Here is a 16,967-nt window from a genome sequence, read left to right as displayed (position 1 = left end):
ATTATCCCGTAATTCAATTGCCGGATTTTTCGTTTTTTTTGTATGCCGCCAGAAGGGTATTCAAGGACAAGTCACGGTGTTTATAATTTAACTATAATCATAAATAAAAACAAATAAAACAAATGAGGTGCTTGATATGGGATGGTTCGGTAAAAAGAACAAACAGGAAGATGCAATTGCTAAAGCGGATAAAATGATGAATAAAGGACTCACTGGCATGATGATGAAAGGTTTTGTATCAAAGGAACATCGGGAGGCGATCAACCAAAGTCTGGATTCGGCAAAGCAGGCACAGTTGGCGGCAAGTGGTTCTCTGCCTTTAACTGCTACGGCTACGGTGGTGACGATCACCGATACAGGCAAACTGATTAACTTTGATCCGATTGTTGTGCTTGTATTGGATGTGACAGAGACAAGCGGCAACCAGTATCAGCGAACATTGGAGACATTGGTGTCCAAAATGCAGATTCCACGAGTAGGCGATCGGGTGGGACTGGGTCAGAATCCAGCGAATCCGTCCGAACTGATCTACATGGGTCTAGTGTCCATCTAGAAGGTATTTGGTTATAGACAGAGATACTCTATTTAAATAATGCGTATAACAACGATTAATAGATACATTATTAAAGGTGTTGATAGAGATATTAAGAGAAGGATTAAGAGAGGGTGGGTCATATGGTAGGTTTCCTGAGATTGATTGGCGTATTAACGGTGTTCGGAGTGGGGTTCTCCCCATTTCTGGCACAGCAGCTGTGGAACGATCCATTTATGATTATGCAGGCATGGTGGTATACTCCGGCAATCTTTGCCGGGTTTGCACTGATCTTTGTTCCTGCGATTTTGAGCAATATTTTTGGCGTAGGTCGAGTGAAGACAGGTTTACCAGCAGTTGGGGTCATTAAAACTATACAACAGACAGGTACGTATATTAATGAACAGCCTGAGGTTCGATTGGGTCTGACGGTGTCGCGTAAGGGGCGTGAGAAATACGATACGGAGATGAAAACAGTCATTCCATTGACCTCCCTGGCACAGTTCCAACCGGGCAGTTTCATTCCGTTAGTCGTTTCTGTAAAGGATGAGCGCAAGGTAGGACTTGATCTGAAAGGGCGGTTGTCGCAAGAAGATATGCAGCAATTACTGGATGAGAAGATGGTACAGCAGGGGGTATCACCTGAAATGATGGATATTGCGAGAACAGGTGAAAAAGCGATGGCCAAGATTCTCGATGTCACTCCACTTGGGAGTGGAGGTAGTAATAAGATCAAGCTTCAGCTCAAACTCAGCATAACAAAGACGAACGGTGAAACCTTCAATGTGACAACGCAAAAAGAGATTTTGTCGTCCGCGCTGCCTCAGGTGCAGCAAGGTCATATCATTAACGTCATTTATTCAAGACAAGACCCGACCAAATTGGTGTTGGCATTGAATGTACAGGAGCGACAATTAAGTGACCTATTCTCTTCCTGAGGATGTAGACAAAAGGAGATCCTACAGATCATGTGTATGACGTGTAGGACCTCCTTTTTCATTTTGGTATGTATGAGAGATGCAAGCAACGGACTACTTTCAGACAATACCAAGGCGCATGCGATAAGAAAAGAGTACTTTTCTGGATTCTCCGTCAAATACACGATTAGCCAGCGCTCTGAAGTCGTCGGCCGCTGTTAATAGATCATCCGCTCCGAGCTTCAACGCCGTTTGCAAGCCGCCTTGACTCAGGGCCAGGTTCACGTATCGGTCTGCATCAAAGGTCTCGTGGTGATGAAATACGATTTCCCGGACATATCGGAACAGCCCGGACTCTTGAATCTGCTGCAAATGCCCATCCTTGCTCCATTTATGTGCCTGGCTATCCTGGGGAGCCAGACTGGCTGCTCGTTGATCTGCTTCCTTATTCAGCTGCAGATATGCTTGTTCTAACTGCCAGTCTAACATTGGCGGCCAGTCGCAATCGTAGGCAGCAAATATGCCCCCTGTACGAAGTACACGTGCAAACTCGCGTAGTGTGGATTGCGGCTCCATCCAGTGAAATGATTGGGAGCAGGTTAGCACATCCACACTGCCATCTGGTAGTCCGAGGTCATGAGACAAGCCGGACACAAACCGCAGGTTATCCGGCTTCCCGGCAGATTCCCACTTGGATTCTGCTACAGACCTCATGTCATCGCTGGGTTCAAAGCCGATGATACGTTCAGCCTCATTAAGCCAGATCCACGAGGATAAGCCGGTGCCACAGCCAACATCTGCGACCATACGCGGTGTGCTGCCAAGATATGTCGTTAGAATATCCACCACTTCAGTGGGAGCGGCTGGTCGGTTCTGATCGTATAACGTACCAAAACCTTTGAAACGTTCCACATTGTTGCGTCTAATGTCTTGCATGAATAAACCTCCTTCGGTCAGATGGATGACGGAGAGTCAGCTGTGATCAAAAGTTGTATAGGCCTATATTATATCATTCTTTGTTGGGAAGTTTGTTCATGACGTTCTGCAAATGTTCAACGGCTTTGATATGACGTCTGAGCAATTCCTGTCCAACATGAACAGGCTCGATTACGGTCAACTCGGAACCAAACGACAGCAGGAAGGAGTAGAGCCATTCCCCTACATTCAGTTCGAGAGACACACGGAGCCGGCCATCAGGCTCTTTTTTAATGAGGGAAGGTTCGAAAAAATCATACACTCGGTATGCAATGTTGCTGGAGAACGAGAGTGTAAGAGGAGTCAGAACAGGAGCTGCTTCTGATTCAGGGTCATTTGATCCGGCAGTAACAGAGTGATCGTGTTTTCTCGCCAGAAAAGTCAACTGGGTGATCCGTTTCATCTTGAATGTCTCGAATTCTTTACGATCAGGATCATCATGAATATAGCCTTTGAAGTACCATGTACTATTTTTGAAAATAAGCTTCTGTGGCTCCACAGTCGGCCTACTTTTCTCGCCATCCGAATTAACATAATGAAACGTAATTAGTTGATTCGTTAATATGGCATGTTTCACCTGATTGAACAGTTCTCTCTCTTGCAGAGGGATGCTTCCCCATGGTGAGAAATTGAATTCGATCCAATCCAGTTTGTGATCAAACAGGGCGGTCAGCCGTTGCAGCATATGGGCACTATTCAGGTGTGGGATCGCACTGATGCTGTATAGTCCCATCAAAATTTCGTTCTGGTCTTCTTCCGACAACAGGGATTTGTCCATGACATAGTTGTCCATCAGATGGATACCGCCATGCTTGCCGGTCGTCGTATAGACGGGAATGCCCGCGGCACTCAGCCGGTCGATATCGCGATACACCGTGCGTACAGAAATCTCGAACATACGGGCGAGTTCTGGTGCGGTGGCTTTCTTTTTCTCCAATAACAAAAGCAACATTCGAAATAGTCGGTTATTTTCCATGCTCTGATTATACCATGACAATAGGTGTCAGGGTATGGATGGTACACTGGTATAAAAGTCTTACCAAGACATTTTGACTCAGATTTATAATTTGTTCTTCATTTATTGCAAAGTAGTGAAGGGGACGATATCGATTCTGAAGAAACGAAGTGTTCGCATTTATCATCGGATTTTTCCATCTAAAAATGGGAATAAAAGAAATCCGAGGATAACAGCGATCAGAAGAACGATTCGTGACCGGAACGGCTACTCGCATAATATCAGCACTTTATATCGAAATGAGTTAAATATGAAGGAGGAACTGGTCATGACAATGAAAGAAGGATTTTACTGGGGTGGCGCAACGGCTGCCAATCAATTCGAAGGTGGATGGAATCAAGGTGGCAAGGGGCCAAGCACGTCTGACATGATGACAGGGGGAACCCACACGATTCCACGCCGGATTACGCCTGTACTGGAAGAGGGCACGTATTATCCGAGCCATGAAGCGGTTGATTTTTACGGTCATTACAAAGAAGATATTGCCATGATGGCAGAGATGGGCTTCAAAATGTTCCGCATGTCCATCAACTGGTCCCGAATCTATCCGAATGGTTACGATCTGGAGCCAAACGAAGAGGGATTGCAGTTCTACGATAATGTTTTTGCCGAGTTGAAAAAGTACAATATTGAGCCGCTCGTAACGATCTCCCATTATGAAACACCATTCGGTCTGACACAGAAGTATAATGGCTGGGCTTCCCGTGAAGTCATCGACTGTTATATCCGTTATTGTACAACCCTCTTTAATCGATACAAGGATCAGGTCAAATACTGGCTGACGTTCAACGAAATCAACTGTCTGACGATGCCGATGGGTGCTTATATGGCTGCAGGTATTCTGTTTGAAGGTAAAGAGACACTGGTCGACGGAGTGGATGATCCACAGACTCGTTTCCAGGCATTACATCACCAATTCGTTGCGAGTGCCAAAGCGGTGAAGCTGGGACATGAGATTAACCCTGATTTCCAGATCGGCTGTATGGTCGCTTTCATGACCACCTATCCAAACACATGTAACCCGGACGACATGTTGCTTGCACAGAAGAAAGACCAAATCTCCAATATGATCTGCGGTGATGTACAGGTTCGTGGAGCATATCCTGGATTCGCCAAACGTTTCTTCGCCGAAGAAGGTATCCAGATCGAGATGCAACCGGGAGACGAGCAGACCCTGCGCGAAGGCTGCGTAGACTTCTATTCCTTCAGTTATTATATGTCTTTGGTTGAAAGTGCGGACGAGTCCCTCGAGAGAGCAGAAGGTAATCTGCTGGGCGGTATCAAAAATCCATATCTCGAAGCTTCCGACTGGGGTTGGCAGATCGATCCAAAAGGACTGCGTTACACACTGAATCATCTGTATGATCGTTACCAGATTCCACTGATGGTGGTTGAGAACGGTTTGGGTGCTGTCGATGTGGTAGAGGAAGATGGCTCCATTCAAGATGACTATCGCATTGATTATCTGAAAGGTCACATTGAACAAATGAAAGAAGCGGTAGCTGACGGCGTAGATCTGATTGCCTACACCATGTGGGGATGTATCGACCTGGTTAGTGCATCCACTGGAGAGATGAAGAAGCGTTATGGCTTCATTCATGTCAACAAGGACAACGATGGTAATGGTGACTTAAGTAGAACACCGAAGAAGAGTTTCCACTGGTACAAAAAAGTCATCGAATCCAATGGTGAAGAGTTATAATTTGGTGTAAAAAAACTGATCCGTCTGTTCGCTTAAATGGGACAAGCGGATCCATGTATCCTGAACGAGTTCAGGACTACTATATATGAATATAAAAAAACCCGGCTATCCTTCAGTTAAGGAAAGCCGGGTTTTTCTTGGTTTAGTTCAATAGCGGACCGCCTAGGCCAGCCTTCTGCTTTGCAGTTGGGACATGCGCTCCAAATGCCGCCGATAAAACCATATGCATGTGGAGAGCCAGCAACCACTCAAGAAGTATCCGCCTACGATATCACTTGGATAATGGACCCCCAAGTAGATACGACTTATACCAATGGTCAGTATAAATACGGCGCTGGCCACAATCATCAGCACACGTCCGGTGACGGTGGGTACATGTTTCCAGATTAGAAATGCCAGTCCACCGTACAGGCTAAATGCTGCCATGGAATGCCCACTGGGGAAGCTGTAACCACTCACTTCAATGATCCGGTTAATGGTAGGTCTGGCACGCTGGAATACCAGCTTGAGCAATGCATTTAACAGGGTTGAACCTGCGAGCACACAAGCCAGGAAGAGCAGTTCGCGTTTGTGTCGCAGGTAAACGTATAACACAATCATGGCGATGATGGTAATGAAGACCACTGGCATTTCGCTGCCGATCCAGGTAAAAAGGTGCATGAATTGTGTCATACCAGGGGATTCCAACCCCTGAATCCAGCCGATCAGCGTATCATCAAATCGATGAATCTGGTTGTCGCTGATGGACAGGGCGATGCTTATAAAGGCGATCATGCATAACACTGCAACGAGCAGCGGGAATGAGATATTCTTTTTCCAGTTGTGCATCAAATGTTGAGTTCCTCCGTAATAGTTGATTTCGTATGTTGTGTCCTTGCGTATGTCGGACATAACGATATTTGTATTGTGCTATAATTTTACAATAAATATAGCAGCAATAAAAATATGTAACCTTAACAACGGTTGTTCAAGCAGAGAATGTAGGAGGGGAGCGGTCGGAATGAAACGATGGTTGGTGATGTGCATGTTGGTCTTACTGTTGGTTACGTCTGGGTTAGCTCTATTTCCCGGAGAGAAAGTGTATGCTTGCAGTTGTGTCGAGAGTGATGTTCAAGAGAGATTGAAGACAAACACAACTGTATTTACAGGAGAAGTGGTGAAGAAGGGACGTTCTCAACAGTCGAAGCATGATGGCTTATTAAGAGAGTATACCTTTGATGTAGATACTGCATGGAAGGGGGTTAATGCCAAAAAGATGAAAATCCTTTCGAGTGACGGAGGGTCTGAATCCTGTGGCATTCAATTTGAAAAGAATCAGTCCTACCTGATCTATGCTTATCAATATGAAGTGGATCATAAGCTACATACAAATCTGTGCAGTCGCAATGTTCCAATTGAACAAGCCGGAGACGATCTGAAATTGCTTGGCGCGGGCAAGGTTGTAAGTAAAGAAGATTTTGGAGAAACCAATGATGGGCGAAGTGAATATTTCCAACTCGTCTTATATGGTGGAGTCATTTTATTGGCAGCGTTGACAATCGTATGGGTCTGGAGACGAAAGAAAAGAATCTGATTGCAGGTCTAATGAAATTTGAAAGTTGGATTGTATAACATAAGGTTTGTATGACAAAAAAAGAAACTAATCCCCGTACAGAGTGTTAAGGTACATTAACGTTCTATACGGGGATTTTCAGGATTGGCGTCAAAATTGTATCCAATTGGAGCAGGGACTATCGATCTTATGAAACTAGTTTAGCTGCAACATGTATTCATAAGCTGTGACACCAAATACCCGTTTGAAATGACGATTCAGATGGGTCAGATCCACGAATCCGCAATCGGCAACAGCAGCATAAACGTCCTTCTGCATTTCGATGGATTGACGGGCACGCTCCACCTTGCAGTTTAAGAAAAACTGGTAAGGGGATATGCCGGCTTGTGCCTTGAATTCACGGATAAATTGAAACTTGGACATGCCAAATTCGGAACTGAGGTTGTCCAGCTTGAGTACATCTTCGGTACTGCAAAACATGATTTCCTTGGCTTTGCGGACCAGGTTGTCCTGAGGCAACCAGAGCTTGGTATCCATCTCCTTCTGAGCCAGAAGGTGGACGAGATCGAAGACCCGTTCGCTGCACTCGGCTTCGTCCTGTCTGAGTTGAACGGCATCGTTCAGCATCAGAATGCTACGTGCAAGCTCGGGATCATAGACGATGGGACTTCCAAAACGCAATTCCTTTTTGCCTATAATCTCCTCAACCAAATCCGCCTTCAAATACAGCATCACATAATCAATGCCAGCCTTATCGTAGGAGCTTCCATCATGGGACTGTTCACGGTTGAATAACATGACACCATTTTGGTGAGACGCCTGATATTGTCCGTCCAGGTTGTATTGTTGAATGCCGCGCAGGGTTACGCCAACCGCATACTCTTCGTGGCAATGTTTTTTGTATGCAAAATCAGTAAAGCTGGCGGATAGTGCCAGCACGTCTTGCGACTTTTTATAGTTAAACCGTTCCATGCAGCACACCTCCCAAGCTTTAGATCAATCCGGATACTATAATGGCTGAGTATAACAAAAAAAGTGCCATGAGAATACTCAGTAATTTTTGGTGCCGATTCAGCAGCGTTCTGAAAACCGTGCCAAAAACAACCCAACTGGAATAAGCCAGAAAACCAATGAACGTAATGAGCAGCACAAACAGAAACGATGAGAAGGAACTTTGATAAAAGGGCAATACATAGCTTGGAATGACCGTGAAAGTAAACAAGACCACCTTTGGATTCACAAATTGCATGATGAAACCGTTCCAGAATCCGGTAACTTGTTTCGGTGCATCCTCGGTGGTACCCATCTTGTAGATCTGGTACGCCAGATACACCATGTACAGACCGCCGACGATCTGCATCACTTTCAGAATTCCGGGCAACACGCCAGCAAGAAGTTGATTAAGAAAAGCTGATGCGGTAAGCAACAGACCAAATGCCAGTGTAGCTCCCCAGACATAACGCATTGTTTTTCGTGCGCCAACGATTTGTGTAGAAGAAAGAATTACGATATTGCTGGGGCCGGGGGTGAATGTAACAACGATGCAGTAGATTAAAAAAGATGCAAGATTCATAATGATGATGCTCTCCTCTGGTTGTAGTCTAGTTCCATGATCATACGTCCAGAGGGAGAAACCATATAGTACATTATTGCAGCAGATACACCATTAACAGCATGCGCTTGTTTTTAAAAAATAAGGGGTGGTTTTCTTTTTGAATGATTGCGTTTACAATTTAGACGATGTACAAGGTGATCAGACCACTTGAGGAAGTGAACGGAATGAAAAAAATACTGCTGGTATACATTTTACTAATCTCAGCCTTTGCATTGTATGTGTTGAGATTCGAATACACCAGTCAGGTAAACAGTTCATGGGAGGACCGGGGGCTGCGCGGCGATATCGGAGAGACGTATATCATGATTACATTCCAGTCCGGGCTGGAGTATTGGAAGAGCCCGCTCAAAGGTTTCGAGGATGCCGCGGATGCACTTGGTGTGACCGTAGAATATCGCGGAGCTACCCGGTATGACGCGAAGGAGCAGACCATGGTAATTGAGCAGGCCATCGCTCGTAAACCTGCGGGTATTGCCATATCTGCAATCGATCCGCAATCGCTAGTTCCAGCGATTAACAAGGCAATCGACGCAGATATCCCTGTTGTATTATTTGACGCGGATGCACCTGGCAGTCAGGCCTATACTTTTCTTGGGACAGATAATTACAAGTCGGGTGTAATGGCCGCCGATAAAATGGCTGAACTGCTGGGTCGTGAGGGAAAGGTCGCGGTTGTAACCTCGCCAGGACAACAAAATCATGAAGAGCGCACAAAGGGCTTCCGCGATACGATCAAGGAAAGATACCCTTCCATGCAGGTCGTTGAAGTTGCAGACGGACACGGTGATGCGATGGTATCCAGAGACGAAACACTGAGAATGATGAAGGAACATCCGGAGCTGGCGGGTATTTTTGTGACTGAAGCTACCGGAGGAGCAGGAGCGGGGGAAGCCGTTCAGACTGCCGGGGACAGACATCCATTGCAGATTATTTCGTTTGATACGAATAAGGATACATTGGACATGATCAAGAATGGTACGATCTCAGCTACCATTGCACAGGGAACCTGGAATATGGGATATTGGTCACTCCAATATTTGTTCCATCTGCATCACCAGTTAACGGTTCCGGCCCCATCCTCATCCGGTGAAAATGCACCGCTTCCCGTGATGGTGGACACAGGGATCTCTGTGGTGACACGCTCGGATGTGGATGATTACTATGCCAAATAACAAGGGAGATTTCAAGAGTCCAAGGCCTTGGAGCAGGAGAGCAATTCTCTCCACTTTCAGGAACGGGATTCGGCGTTTACGCTTGCGTAATATGCCCCTTCGCTACCAGCTGATGCTGCTTTTTCTATTATTCGCCATTGTACCTTCCGTAGGACTTGGGTTGCTTGTGAACTGGACGGTGGAGCGGGTAGTTGAGCGACAGGTTGAAGGGCATACCATGCAACTGATTGGCAAAGTGAATGAAGCTCTGAACAGCAAAATGGAAAATTTGCAAAACATGACCTATCTGATTGCATTTGACCCGGATATTGATGCTTTTATGGACGACAAAATGCCACTGAATGATGATGCAGGCATCGAACCGATGAACATGGACAACAATGCCGCAACGGAGCAAAATCGGTTATATGGCATCAAACAAACCTTGCAGGGGTTCACAACGTTGTATCCTGAAATCGCCGGGATTGTTCTTGTTAATGAACGTGGTGACTATATTAGCAACGAGATGTATCCCCGGGCGGAACAGAGCCTGATCCAGGAAAAATGGTATCAAAAAGCTTCGGCCAATCCGGGCATTTTCATGGTATTGGGTCAGCCAAAAGAGCGTAATCTCACGACACATGTACGGTACAAGGACGATGAGATTGTATCGGTTGCACGTTCCATAACGGATGAGGCGTCAGGACGTGTGCGGGGCGTTATTATGATTGATCTTAAACTAAGGTCCGTCTCTCAGGCTGCCCGTAATGTAACCTTGGGGAAATCCGGTTATGTGATGGTGACGGATGCAGAGGGTCAAAGTGTATACAAGCCTGAGCATCCGCTAATAGAACACATTCCCACAGACTGGTTCCCCTCCGGTGAGAGTGGAACGTTTACTGCTGATACAGAAGGTGGAACGTTATTATTCATGTACCAGTCGTCTACCTTTACGGGTTGGAGAACGGTAGGGGTATTTCCCACAAGAGACTCGATATCCGAAGTACGCCAAATCCAGTTTTACGTGGTTAGCTTTGTATTTGTGGTGTGTTTGTTTGGCCTGAGCGCCTCTTTATGGTTCTCCCGTTCCATTGCTCAGCCCATTTTCCGGCTCATGTCCTACATGCGCAGGGCGGAGACCGGAAATCTCAGACCAGGCCGCTGGAGCGATCGTGCTGACGAGATTGGCATGCTTGGCAACAGTTATAACCGAATGCTGGCACAGATTAGACAACTGATATCACTAAATGAATTGCGGGAGCGGCAGAAACGCGACGCTGAAATGCGAAGTTTGCAGGAGCATATCAAACCACACTTTTTGTACAATACCTTGGATACGATTCATTGGATGGCACGCAAAGAGGGTGCAGAAGATGTATCCGGCATGGTTGGTGCGTTATCTCGATTATTTCGCATAGGGCTTAGTAAAGGACAGGATTACATTCCGCTGCACTCCGAGATTGAGCATATGACCAGCTATCTGCAAATTCAGCAGACACGATACCGCGATCGTCTTCAGTATACATTGAATATTCCAGAGGAACTGCGGGACCTTTTTGTGTTAAAGCTACTGCTTCAGCCCCTGATAGAGAATGCAATCTATCATGGAATCAAGGGCAGGCGTGGGCCGGGACACATTCGGGTGGAGGCCAGATTGGAACATAACAGACTGCTGCTGACCGTTCAGGATAATGGAGCAGGCATGTCCAACGAACGACTGGCCGAGATGCAGCATCTGCTCGAAGCTCCTCTAGCAAGTTTGGAAGCGTCTTCGCCTGGGATGACAGGCAAAAGTTATGGAATGTTGAATGTGCAGGCCCGTCTCCGGCTGTCCTTTGGTGATGAATACGGTATTATGCTGGAGAGCCAGGAAGGTGAAGGAACTCGTGTGACCATCATTCATCCGTTGATGCGAGAGCTCCCGGCAACCAAGCAAATCAATAACGAAGAGAGGCAGGAGAGTGAATGGGAAAATTCATGAAGTTGACCGTGACAACTTCCACTGAAACAGATGAGACATCCGCATCGACCACAGTAATGGAGATTACGCCGGATAGCCATGTGGCGAAGAAATACCGCGTGCTCATCGCTGATGATGAACCGATCATTCGTGAGGGGATTCGGGATGCCATTGACTGGACAACTCTCGGGATGGAGGTTGTTGGTGAAGCGGAAGATGGCGAGGAAGCGCTGGAACGGGCGGCTGACTTGGGTGTGGATATTGTCCTCGTTGATATGAATATGCCATTCCTGAACGGAATCGAACTAATCCGTGCCCTTCAGCAGAAGTGCCCGGACTGTCGTTACCTGATCATCTCGGGACATGATGAATTTGCATATGCGCAGGAGGCGGTTCGTCTTGGGGTAGAGGATTACATCTTAAAACCTGTGCAAGCAGAACAATTATATGCTGCACTTGAGCGATTACATCAGCGACTTACTGAAGAACACCAGAGGACGGCATATGTACAACAGGCAGCTCATCAGATTGAACGTAATATCCCGCTGCTTCGCCAGCGATTTATGCTGGAGTGGTTGGAGGGGCAGGCTGAAGGGAGGGATCTGACGGAGCAGCTTGTGTTTTTGCGGCTGCCCCCCGTCCCACCTGTGCAGATTGGGGTCGTACGCTGGCCTGCCGCTGAAGCTCGTCAGACGATACTGAGAGAGAATGATCGTCAGTTGTTTCTGTATGCAGTGGAAAATATAATTAGTGAACTACTGGGGGACGTGCCACATGTCCTGTTTCGGGACGTAAGCGGGTTGATCGGCATATGTCTGTGGCAGGAAGCCCCTGAAGAAATAGAGTCCCTTCTGGAACAGCAGATCAGTTCTTGCCTGAATATTGCCATTCATGCTCATGTGGAGACACATGCAGGGACACTGGAAGAAACGCCGGATACGTACCGTCATTGCCGGGAACGGGTATACGGGGAAGTGCAGTTGTCGCCTCTGGTTCGCCGGGCAAGACAACTTATTCACGAAGAATATGCCGAGCGGGAACTGACCCTGGAATCGCTCGCTTCCCGTCTACAAGTATCTGCCGTATATCTTAGTCGTGTGTTGAAGAAAGAGCTGAATGATTCCTTTGTCACGCTTGTCACCCATGCTCGCATTCGCAAGGCTATACAGCTGTTGGACTCAACAACACTTCCGATCCACACCATAGCTGAGCGTGTAGGTTATGACACCCAGCATTATTTCAGCACCGCGTTTAAGAAAACAATGGGCATTTCGCCAGTGCAGTATCGAAAGAACGGGGGAACGGCTTATCATCCTTCTGCGAATTAAATATAATATGTAGCATATGAGGCCAATCAAAAGACTTACCTCAACAGAAATAACCGCAATACTTGATCATTAAGACGTATGATGAAAGAGCTGGATGTGTTCTACTTCGTGTGAAGCGAAGTGGAGCATGTCTTTTTTTTTGACTCTGTTATGGTATCTCATGGGTCACACTTGAACTTTAAGCGTTTCCATCAAAAGTTAAATTTTTATAAAAAAGGTTCAAAACGTGCAAAGACCTTACGGCTTCTCCAATGCTACCATTGGTCTCAGACAGGAACACAAAGCAACAGAATGTACCACATGCATTGTAAGCGTTATCTTAGAACTCATTCAGAACCGTATGACGTGAGGAAAGGGGAACTTCATATGAAAAAAGGAGCAATGCTCATCTGGCTTCTGGTGATGACCTTGATGCTCTCGGCCTGCAATCTGGCAGAGAGTGGCCCAGGCAGTAAAGAAAAGGGATATGTCGGTATATCGATGCCAACTAAATCATCAGAACGATGGGTGGGGGACGGGGAGAACATGGTCCGTCTGTTTCAGGAGCAGGGGTACAAAACCGATCTTCAGTATGCTGAGGATGTGGTCGAGAATCAGATTTCACAGATTGAAAACATGATCACCAAAGGTGTGGATGTGATGGTCATCGCGTCCGTGGATGGCAACACATTAACGGATGTGATCAAGAAGGCACATGACGAAGGGATACAAGTGATCTCGTACGATCGGCTCATTCGCAATACGCCTTACTTGACCTATTACGCCACGTTCGACAATTTTAAGGTGGGTGTGCTTCAAGCCTCCTACATCGAACAAAAGCTTGGGCTCAAGGATGGAAAAGGACCGTATAACATTGAGCTGTTTGGCGGCTCTCCTGATGATAATAACGCCTATTTCTTCTTCGACGGTGCGATGTCTGTGCTGAAGCCGTACATCGATTCCGGCAAACTGGTGGTACGCAGCAAGCAGATGACGATGGCCCAGATTGCTACCTTGCGCTGGGACGGGGCACTTGCCCAGTCACGGATGGATAACCTGCTGAGTGCGTATTACTCGGGTGATAATCTGGATGCAGTATTATCTCCTTATGATGGAATCAGTATTGGTATCATCTCATCCTTGAAAGGGATTGGTTACGGTACTTCGAACAAACCGTTGCCCGTTATTACAGGACAGGATGCCGAACTTGCCTCGATCAAGTCGATTGTGGCCGGGGAACAGACGCAGACCGTGTTCAAGGATACGCGGAAGCTAGCCGAGAAGACGGTAGAGATGGCCAATAGTATTTTGCAAGGAAAACAGGCGGAAGTTAATGATACAACATCGTATAACAACGGAATTAATGTTGTTCCGGCGTATCTCTTGGATCCCATCTCGGTGGACCGTACAAATGTGGAGCAGGATATCGTTGGTACACAGTATTACACAAAGGAAGAAATCGGACTGAAATAATAGATGAAAGGAGCACATCCCATGGCCGGAATCATTCTGGAAATGAAAAACATCACCAAAACCTTTCCTGGCGTCAAAGCGCTGGAAAATGTCAATCTGAAAGTCCGTGAAGGCGAAATTCATTCCATATGTGGTGAAAATGGCGCAGGTAAATCTACGTTGATGAAGGTGCTGAGTGGTGTATATCCACATGGCACGTATGAAGGCGACATTTTATTTCAGGGCAAAAATTGTGAGTTCAAGGATATCAAGCAGAGCGAGGATCTGGGAATCGTTATTATCCATCAGGAGTTGGCCCTGATTCCCTACCTTTCGATCGCGGAAAATATATATCTGGGCAATGAGCGTGCCAGCAGAGGAATTGTCAACTGGAAGGAAACTTTTGTGGGTACAAGGGAGCTACTCTCGAAGGTGGGACTGAGCGAAAATCCAAACACGCTGGTATCCAGCATCGGGGTAGGCAAGCAGCAACTGGTCGAAATTGCTAAAGCGCTCTCCAAAAAGGTTCGGCTGCTTATTCTGGATGAGCCAACCGCTGCGCTGAACGAGGATGACAGTGAAAATCTGCTGCAATTGATGCTGGAATTCAAGAAACAGGGCATCGCCTGTATCCTGATCTCGCACAAGCTGAATGAGGTATCCAAGGTATCCGATTCCGTGACTATTTTACGGGATGGCAAGACAATTGAGACGTTGGATATGAAGAAGGAAAAAGTGACAGAGGACCGGATTATTAGCGGCATGGTAGGACGTGATCTCACCAGTCGTTATCCGGAGCGTCATGCCACCATTGGTGAAGTTATCCTTGAGGTAAAGGACTGGACGGTATATCACGAACATCATGCCGAGCGAAAAGTGCTGGATCAGATCCATATGAATATCAGACGTGGTGAGATTGTAGGTATTGCCGGGCTGATGGGCGCTGGGCGTACCGAACTTGCCATGAGTATCTTTGGCAAATCCTATGGCCGGAATATTTCGGGGCAACTCATCAAGAATGGTAAACCGATCCACAACAATACCGTCACCGAGGCCATTCAGAATGGGTTTGCTTATGTGACAGAAGACCGCAAGGAATACGGACTCATTCTGATGGATGACATCAAGCGCAATATTTCCTTAACGGGTCTCAGCAAGCTGACGCGAAACGCGGTAGTGAACGAGCACGAAGAAGTGCTGGTGGCGGAAGAGATGAAGAAAAGCATGAACATCAAAGCACCAAGTATTTTGCAGAAGACCGGTAATCTGAGTGGAGGCAACCAGCAAAAAGTGGTGCTCAGCAAATGGATTTTTGCCGGACCAGATATTCTTATCCTGGATGAACCTACCCGCGGTATTGATGTGGGAGCGAAATTCGAAATCTATACGATCATTCATCGGCTTGCTGCTGAAGGCAAGGGCGTGCTGGTAATCTCATCTGAGCTTCCGGAGGTTCTTGGCCTGTGTGACCGGATCTATGTGATGAATGCCGGACGAATCACCGGTGAAGTCAGCCGGGAGCAAGCATCGCAGGAAACGTTGATGAGATATATGACCAAGTCTGGAGGCGGCAAGCATGGAAATGATAACAAAACTGTTCAAAAATAATATCCGTCAATACGGCATGATTATTGCCTTGGTAGTGATTATGCTCTTGTTCGAGGTACTTACAGGCGGGCTGTTGCTCAAGCCGATTAATATTACAAATTTAATTTTGCAGAACAGCTACATTTTGGTGCTGGCGATTGGAATGGTGCTGGTCATCATTACCGGGCATATTGACCTGTCTGTTGGTTCCATTGCAGCCTTTGTTGGTGCCGTTGCCGCGATTATGATGGTTGATTGGCAGCTTCCGGCTTGGCTTGCAGTCATCGCTTCCTTGCTGGTTGGCGCTTTGATCGGTGCATGGCAAGGCTTCTGGATCGCATATGTACGGATTCCGGCATTTATCGTGACGCTGGCAGGTATGCTGCTGTTCCGCGGCTTGACGATGATCGTGCTGGAGGGGCAATCGATCTCTCCTTTCCCGGGTGGTTTCCAGAAAATAAGTTCGGGCTTCCTGGCAGACATTCAATTCTCAGGCTTTGGTCTGGTATCGATCATTGTAGGTCTTGTGCTCACCGTCTGGTACATTGTCAATGAGCTGCGTGAACGCCGTTCCCAGCGAAAATATGGATTCGAGGTTGTGTCACAGGGACTGTTCTTGCTCAAGTTGATTGTGGTGGCTGTTGTGACGAATCTATTTACGTTTGTACTCGCAAGTTATGCAGGTATTCCGAATATTCTGGTCCTGCTCTTTGTCCTGATCGTTGTGTATTCCTTCGTTATGAATCGTACTGTCATGGGACGACATGTGTATGCGCTTGGAGGTAATGAGAAGGCCGCAGGTCTGTCCGGTGTCAAAACAAAAAAGGTAACCTTCTGGGTTTTTGTGAACATGGGTACGCTTGCCGCGGTATCCGGGTTAATCTTCGCCGCACGTCTGAATGCGGCTACGCCAAGAGCGGGCACCAACTTTGAGCTGGATGCCATTGCGGCCTGTTTCATCGGTGGTGCTTCCGCTTCAGGGGGCATAGGTACGGTATTTGGTGCCATCATCGGTGGTTTGGTTATGGGTGTGCTGAATAACGGGATGTCCCTGATTGGTCTCGGTATTGACTGGCAACAGGGGATTAAGGGATTGGTACTACTGCTCGCTGTAGCGTTTGATATCTATAATAAAAATAAAAGATCAGCGTAACACTGGATAAAATGAAAAAACAGACCTTGATCTCAGGATCAGGTCTGTT

Annotated in this window: 15 protein-coding genes; 10 read left to right on the top strand and 5 right to left on the bottom strand. The window is 46.8% G+C overall.

Features of this window, described 5'->3' with window-relative positions; genetic code table 11:
* Positions 1 to 136 precede the first annotated feature (136 nt).
* Together NZ043_RS01995 and NZ043_RS01990 are read left to right on the top strand one after the other, a co-directional pair.
* Complete coding sequence (locus NZ043_RS01995; protein WP_339310431.1) at positions 137 to 553, top strand: hypothetical protein; 417 nt, start codon at positions 137 to 139, stop codon at positions 551 to 553.
* Between the two features lie 122 nt (positions 554 to 675).
* Complete coding sequence (locus NZ043_RS01990; RefSeq protein WP_091027784.1) at positions 676 to 1,470, top strand: hypothetical protein; 795 nt, start codon at positions 676 to 678, stop codon at positions 1,468 to 1,470.
* 99 nt (positions 1,471 to 1,569) lie between these two features.
* Here NZ043_RS01990 and NZ043_RS01985 read toward each other — a convergent pair whose 3' ends face one another.
* Entirely contained in the window at positions 1,570 to 2,385 is an 816-nt protein-coding gene (locus NZ043_RS01985) for a class I SAM-dependent methyltransferase (RefSeq protein WP_339310429.1), read from the bottom strand.
* A gap of 73 nt (positions 2,386 to 2,458) precedes the next feature.
* Positions 2,459 to 3,400: a YafY family protein gene (locus tag NZ043_RS01980; protein ID WP_339310427.1), complete on the bottom strand. Its 942-nt coding sequence runs from the start codon at positions 3,398 to 3,400 to the stop codon at positions 2,459 to 2,461.
* A gap of 307 nt (positions 3,401 to 3,707) precedes the next feature.
* Between NZ043_RS01980 and NZ043_RS01975 the strand changes: the two genes are divergently transcribed.
* Positions 3,708 to 5,141: a glycoside hydrolase family 1 protein gene (locus tag NZ043_RS01975; RefSeq protein WP_036617092.1), complete on the top strand. Its 1,434-nt coding sequence runs from the start codon at positions 3,708 to 3,710 to the stop codon at positions 5,139 to 5,141.
* 162 nt (positions 5,142 to 5,303) lie between these two features.
* On the opposite strand, the gene NZ043_RS01970 is transcribed toward NZ043_RS01975, so the two are convergent.
* The gene (locus NZ043_RS01970; protein ID WP_339312630.1) at positions 5,304 to 5,969 is read right to left on the bottom strand and encodes a phosphatase PAP2 family protein; all 666 of its coding nucleotides are present in this window, start codon (positions 5,967 to 5,969) and stop codon (positions 5,304 to 5,306) included.
* A gap of 172 nt (positions 5,970 to 6,141) precedes the next feature.
* On the opposite strand from NZ043_RS01970, the gene NZ043_RS01965 reads away from it, so the two are divergent.
* Positions 6,142 to 6,714, top strand: coding sequence for a hypothetical protein (locus NZ043_RS01965; RefSeq protein ID WP_339310425.1), 573 nt, complete (start codon positions 6,142 to 6,144; stop codon positions 6,712 to 6,714).
* 174 nt (positions 6,715 to 6,888) lie between these two features.
* Here the strand turns inward: NZ043_RS01965 and NZ043_RS01960 are convergent, their stop codons facing one another.
* Together NZ043_RS01960 and NZ043_RS01955 are read right to left on the bottom strand one after the other, a co-directional pair.
* Positions 6,889 to 7,665: an AraC family transcriptional regulator gene (locus tag NZ043_RS01960; RefSeq protein ID WP_339310423.1), complete on the bottom strand. Its 777-nt coding sequence runs from the start codon at positions 7,663 to 7,665 to the stop codon at positions 6,889 to 6,891.
* Between the two features lie 19 nt (positions 7,666 to 7,684).
* Positions 7,685 to 8,266: a LysE family transporter gene (locus tag NZ043_RS01955; RefSeq protein ID WP_091020334.1), complete on the bottom strand. Its 582-nt coding sequence runs from the start codon at positions 8,264 to 8,266 to the stop codon at positions 7,685 to 7,687.
* A gap of 206 nt (positions 8,267 to 8,472) precedes the next feature.
* Between NZ043_RS01955 and NZ043_RS01950 the strand changes: the two genes are divergently transcribed.
* The 6 genes from NZ043_RS01950 to mmsB all read left to right on the top strand — a co-directional run bounded on the left by NZ043_RS01950 (position 8,473) and on the right by mmsB (position 16,918).
* Positions 8,473 to 9,480, top strand: a complete 1,008-nt coding sequence (locus tag NZ043_RS01950; RefSeq protein WP_133385835.1) for a substrate-binding domain-containing protein — start codon at positions 8,473 to 8,475, stop codon at positions 9,478 to 9,480.
* A gap of 91 nt (positions 9,481 to 9,571) precedes the next feature.
* The gene (locus tag NZ043_RS01945) at positions 9,572 to 11,440 is read left to right on the top strand and encodes a sensor histidine kinase (protein WP_339312628.1); all 1,869 of its coding nucleotides are present in this window, start codon (positions 9,572 to 9,574) and stop codon (positions 11,438 to 11,440) included.
* 56 nt (positions 11,441 to 11,496) lie between these two features.
* Positions 11,497 to 12,747, top strand: coding sequence for a response regulator (locus NZ043_RS01940; protein ID WP_339312626.1), 1,251 nt, complete (start codon positions 11,497 to 11,499; stop codon positions 12,745 to 12,747).
* A gap of 366 nt (positions 12,748 to 13,113) precedes the next feature.
* Positions 13,114 to 14,199: a multiple monosaccharide ABC transporter substrate-binding protein gene (gene chvE, locus NZ043_RS01935; protein WP_301291288.1), complete on the top strand. Its 1,086-nt coding sequence runs from the start codon at positions 13,114 to 13,116 to the stop codon at positions 14,197 to 14,199.
* Positions 14,200 to 14,220: 21 nt separating this feature from the next.
* A complete protein-coding gene (mmsA, locus tag NZ043_RS01930) occupies positions 14,221 to 15,786 on the top strand; it encodes a multiple monosaccharide ABC transporter ATP-binding protein (RefSeq protein ID WP_253509267.1) in 1,566 nt (521 codons plus the stop codon).
* Positions 15,755 to 16,918 carry a multiple monosaccharide ABC transporter permease gene (mmsB, locus tag NZ043_RS01925; RefSeq protein WP_036674453.1) on the top strand — a complete coding sequence of 388 codons (1,164 nt, stop codon included), beginning with the start codon at positions 15,755 to 15,757 and terminating at the stop codon, positions 16,916 to 16,918. The genes mmsA and mmsB overlap by 32 nt, the downstream gene beginning before the upstream one ends.
* Positions 16,919 to 16,967 lie beyond the last annotated feature (49 nt).

Source organism: Paenibacillus sp. FSL k6-2145, from assembly GCF_037976585.1.
Taxonomy (GTDB): domain Bacteria; phylum Bacillota; class Bacilli; order Paenibacillales; family Paenibacillaceae; genus Paenibacillus.
This window is presented reverse-complemented; position numbering and strand designations above follow the sequence as displayed.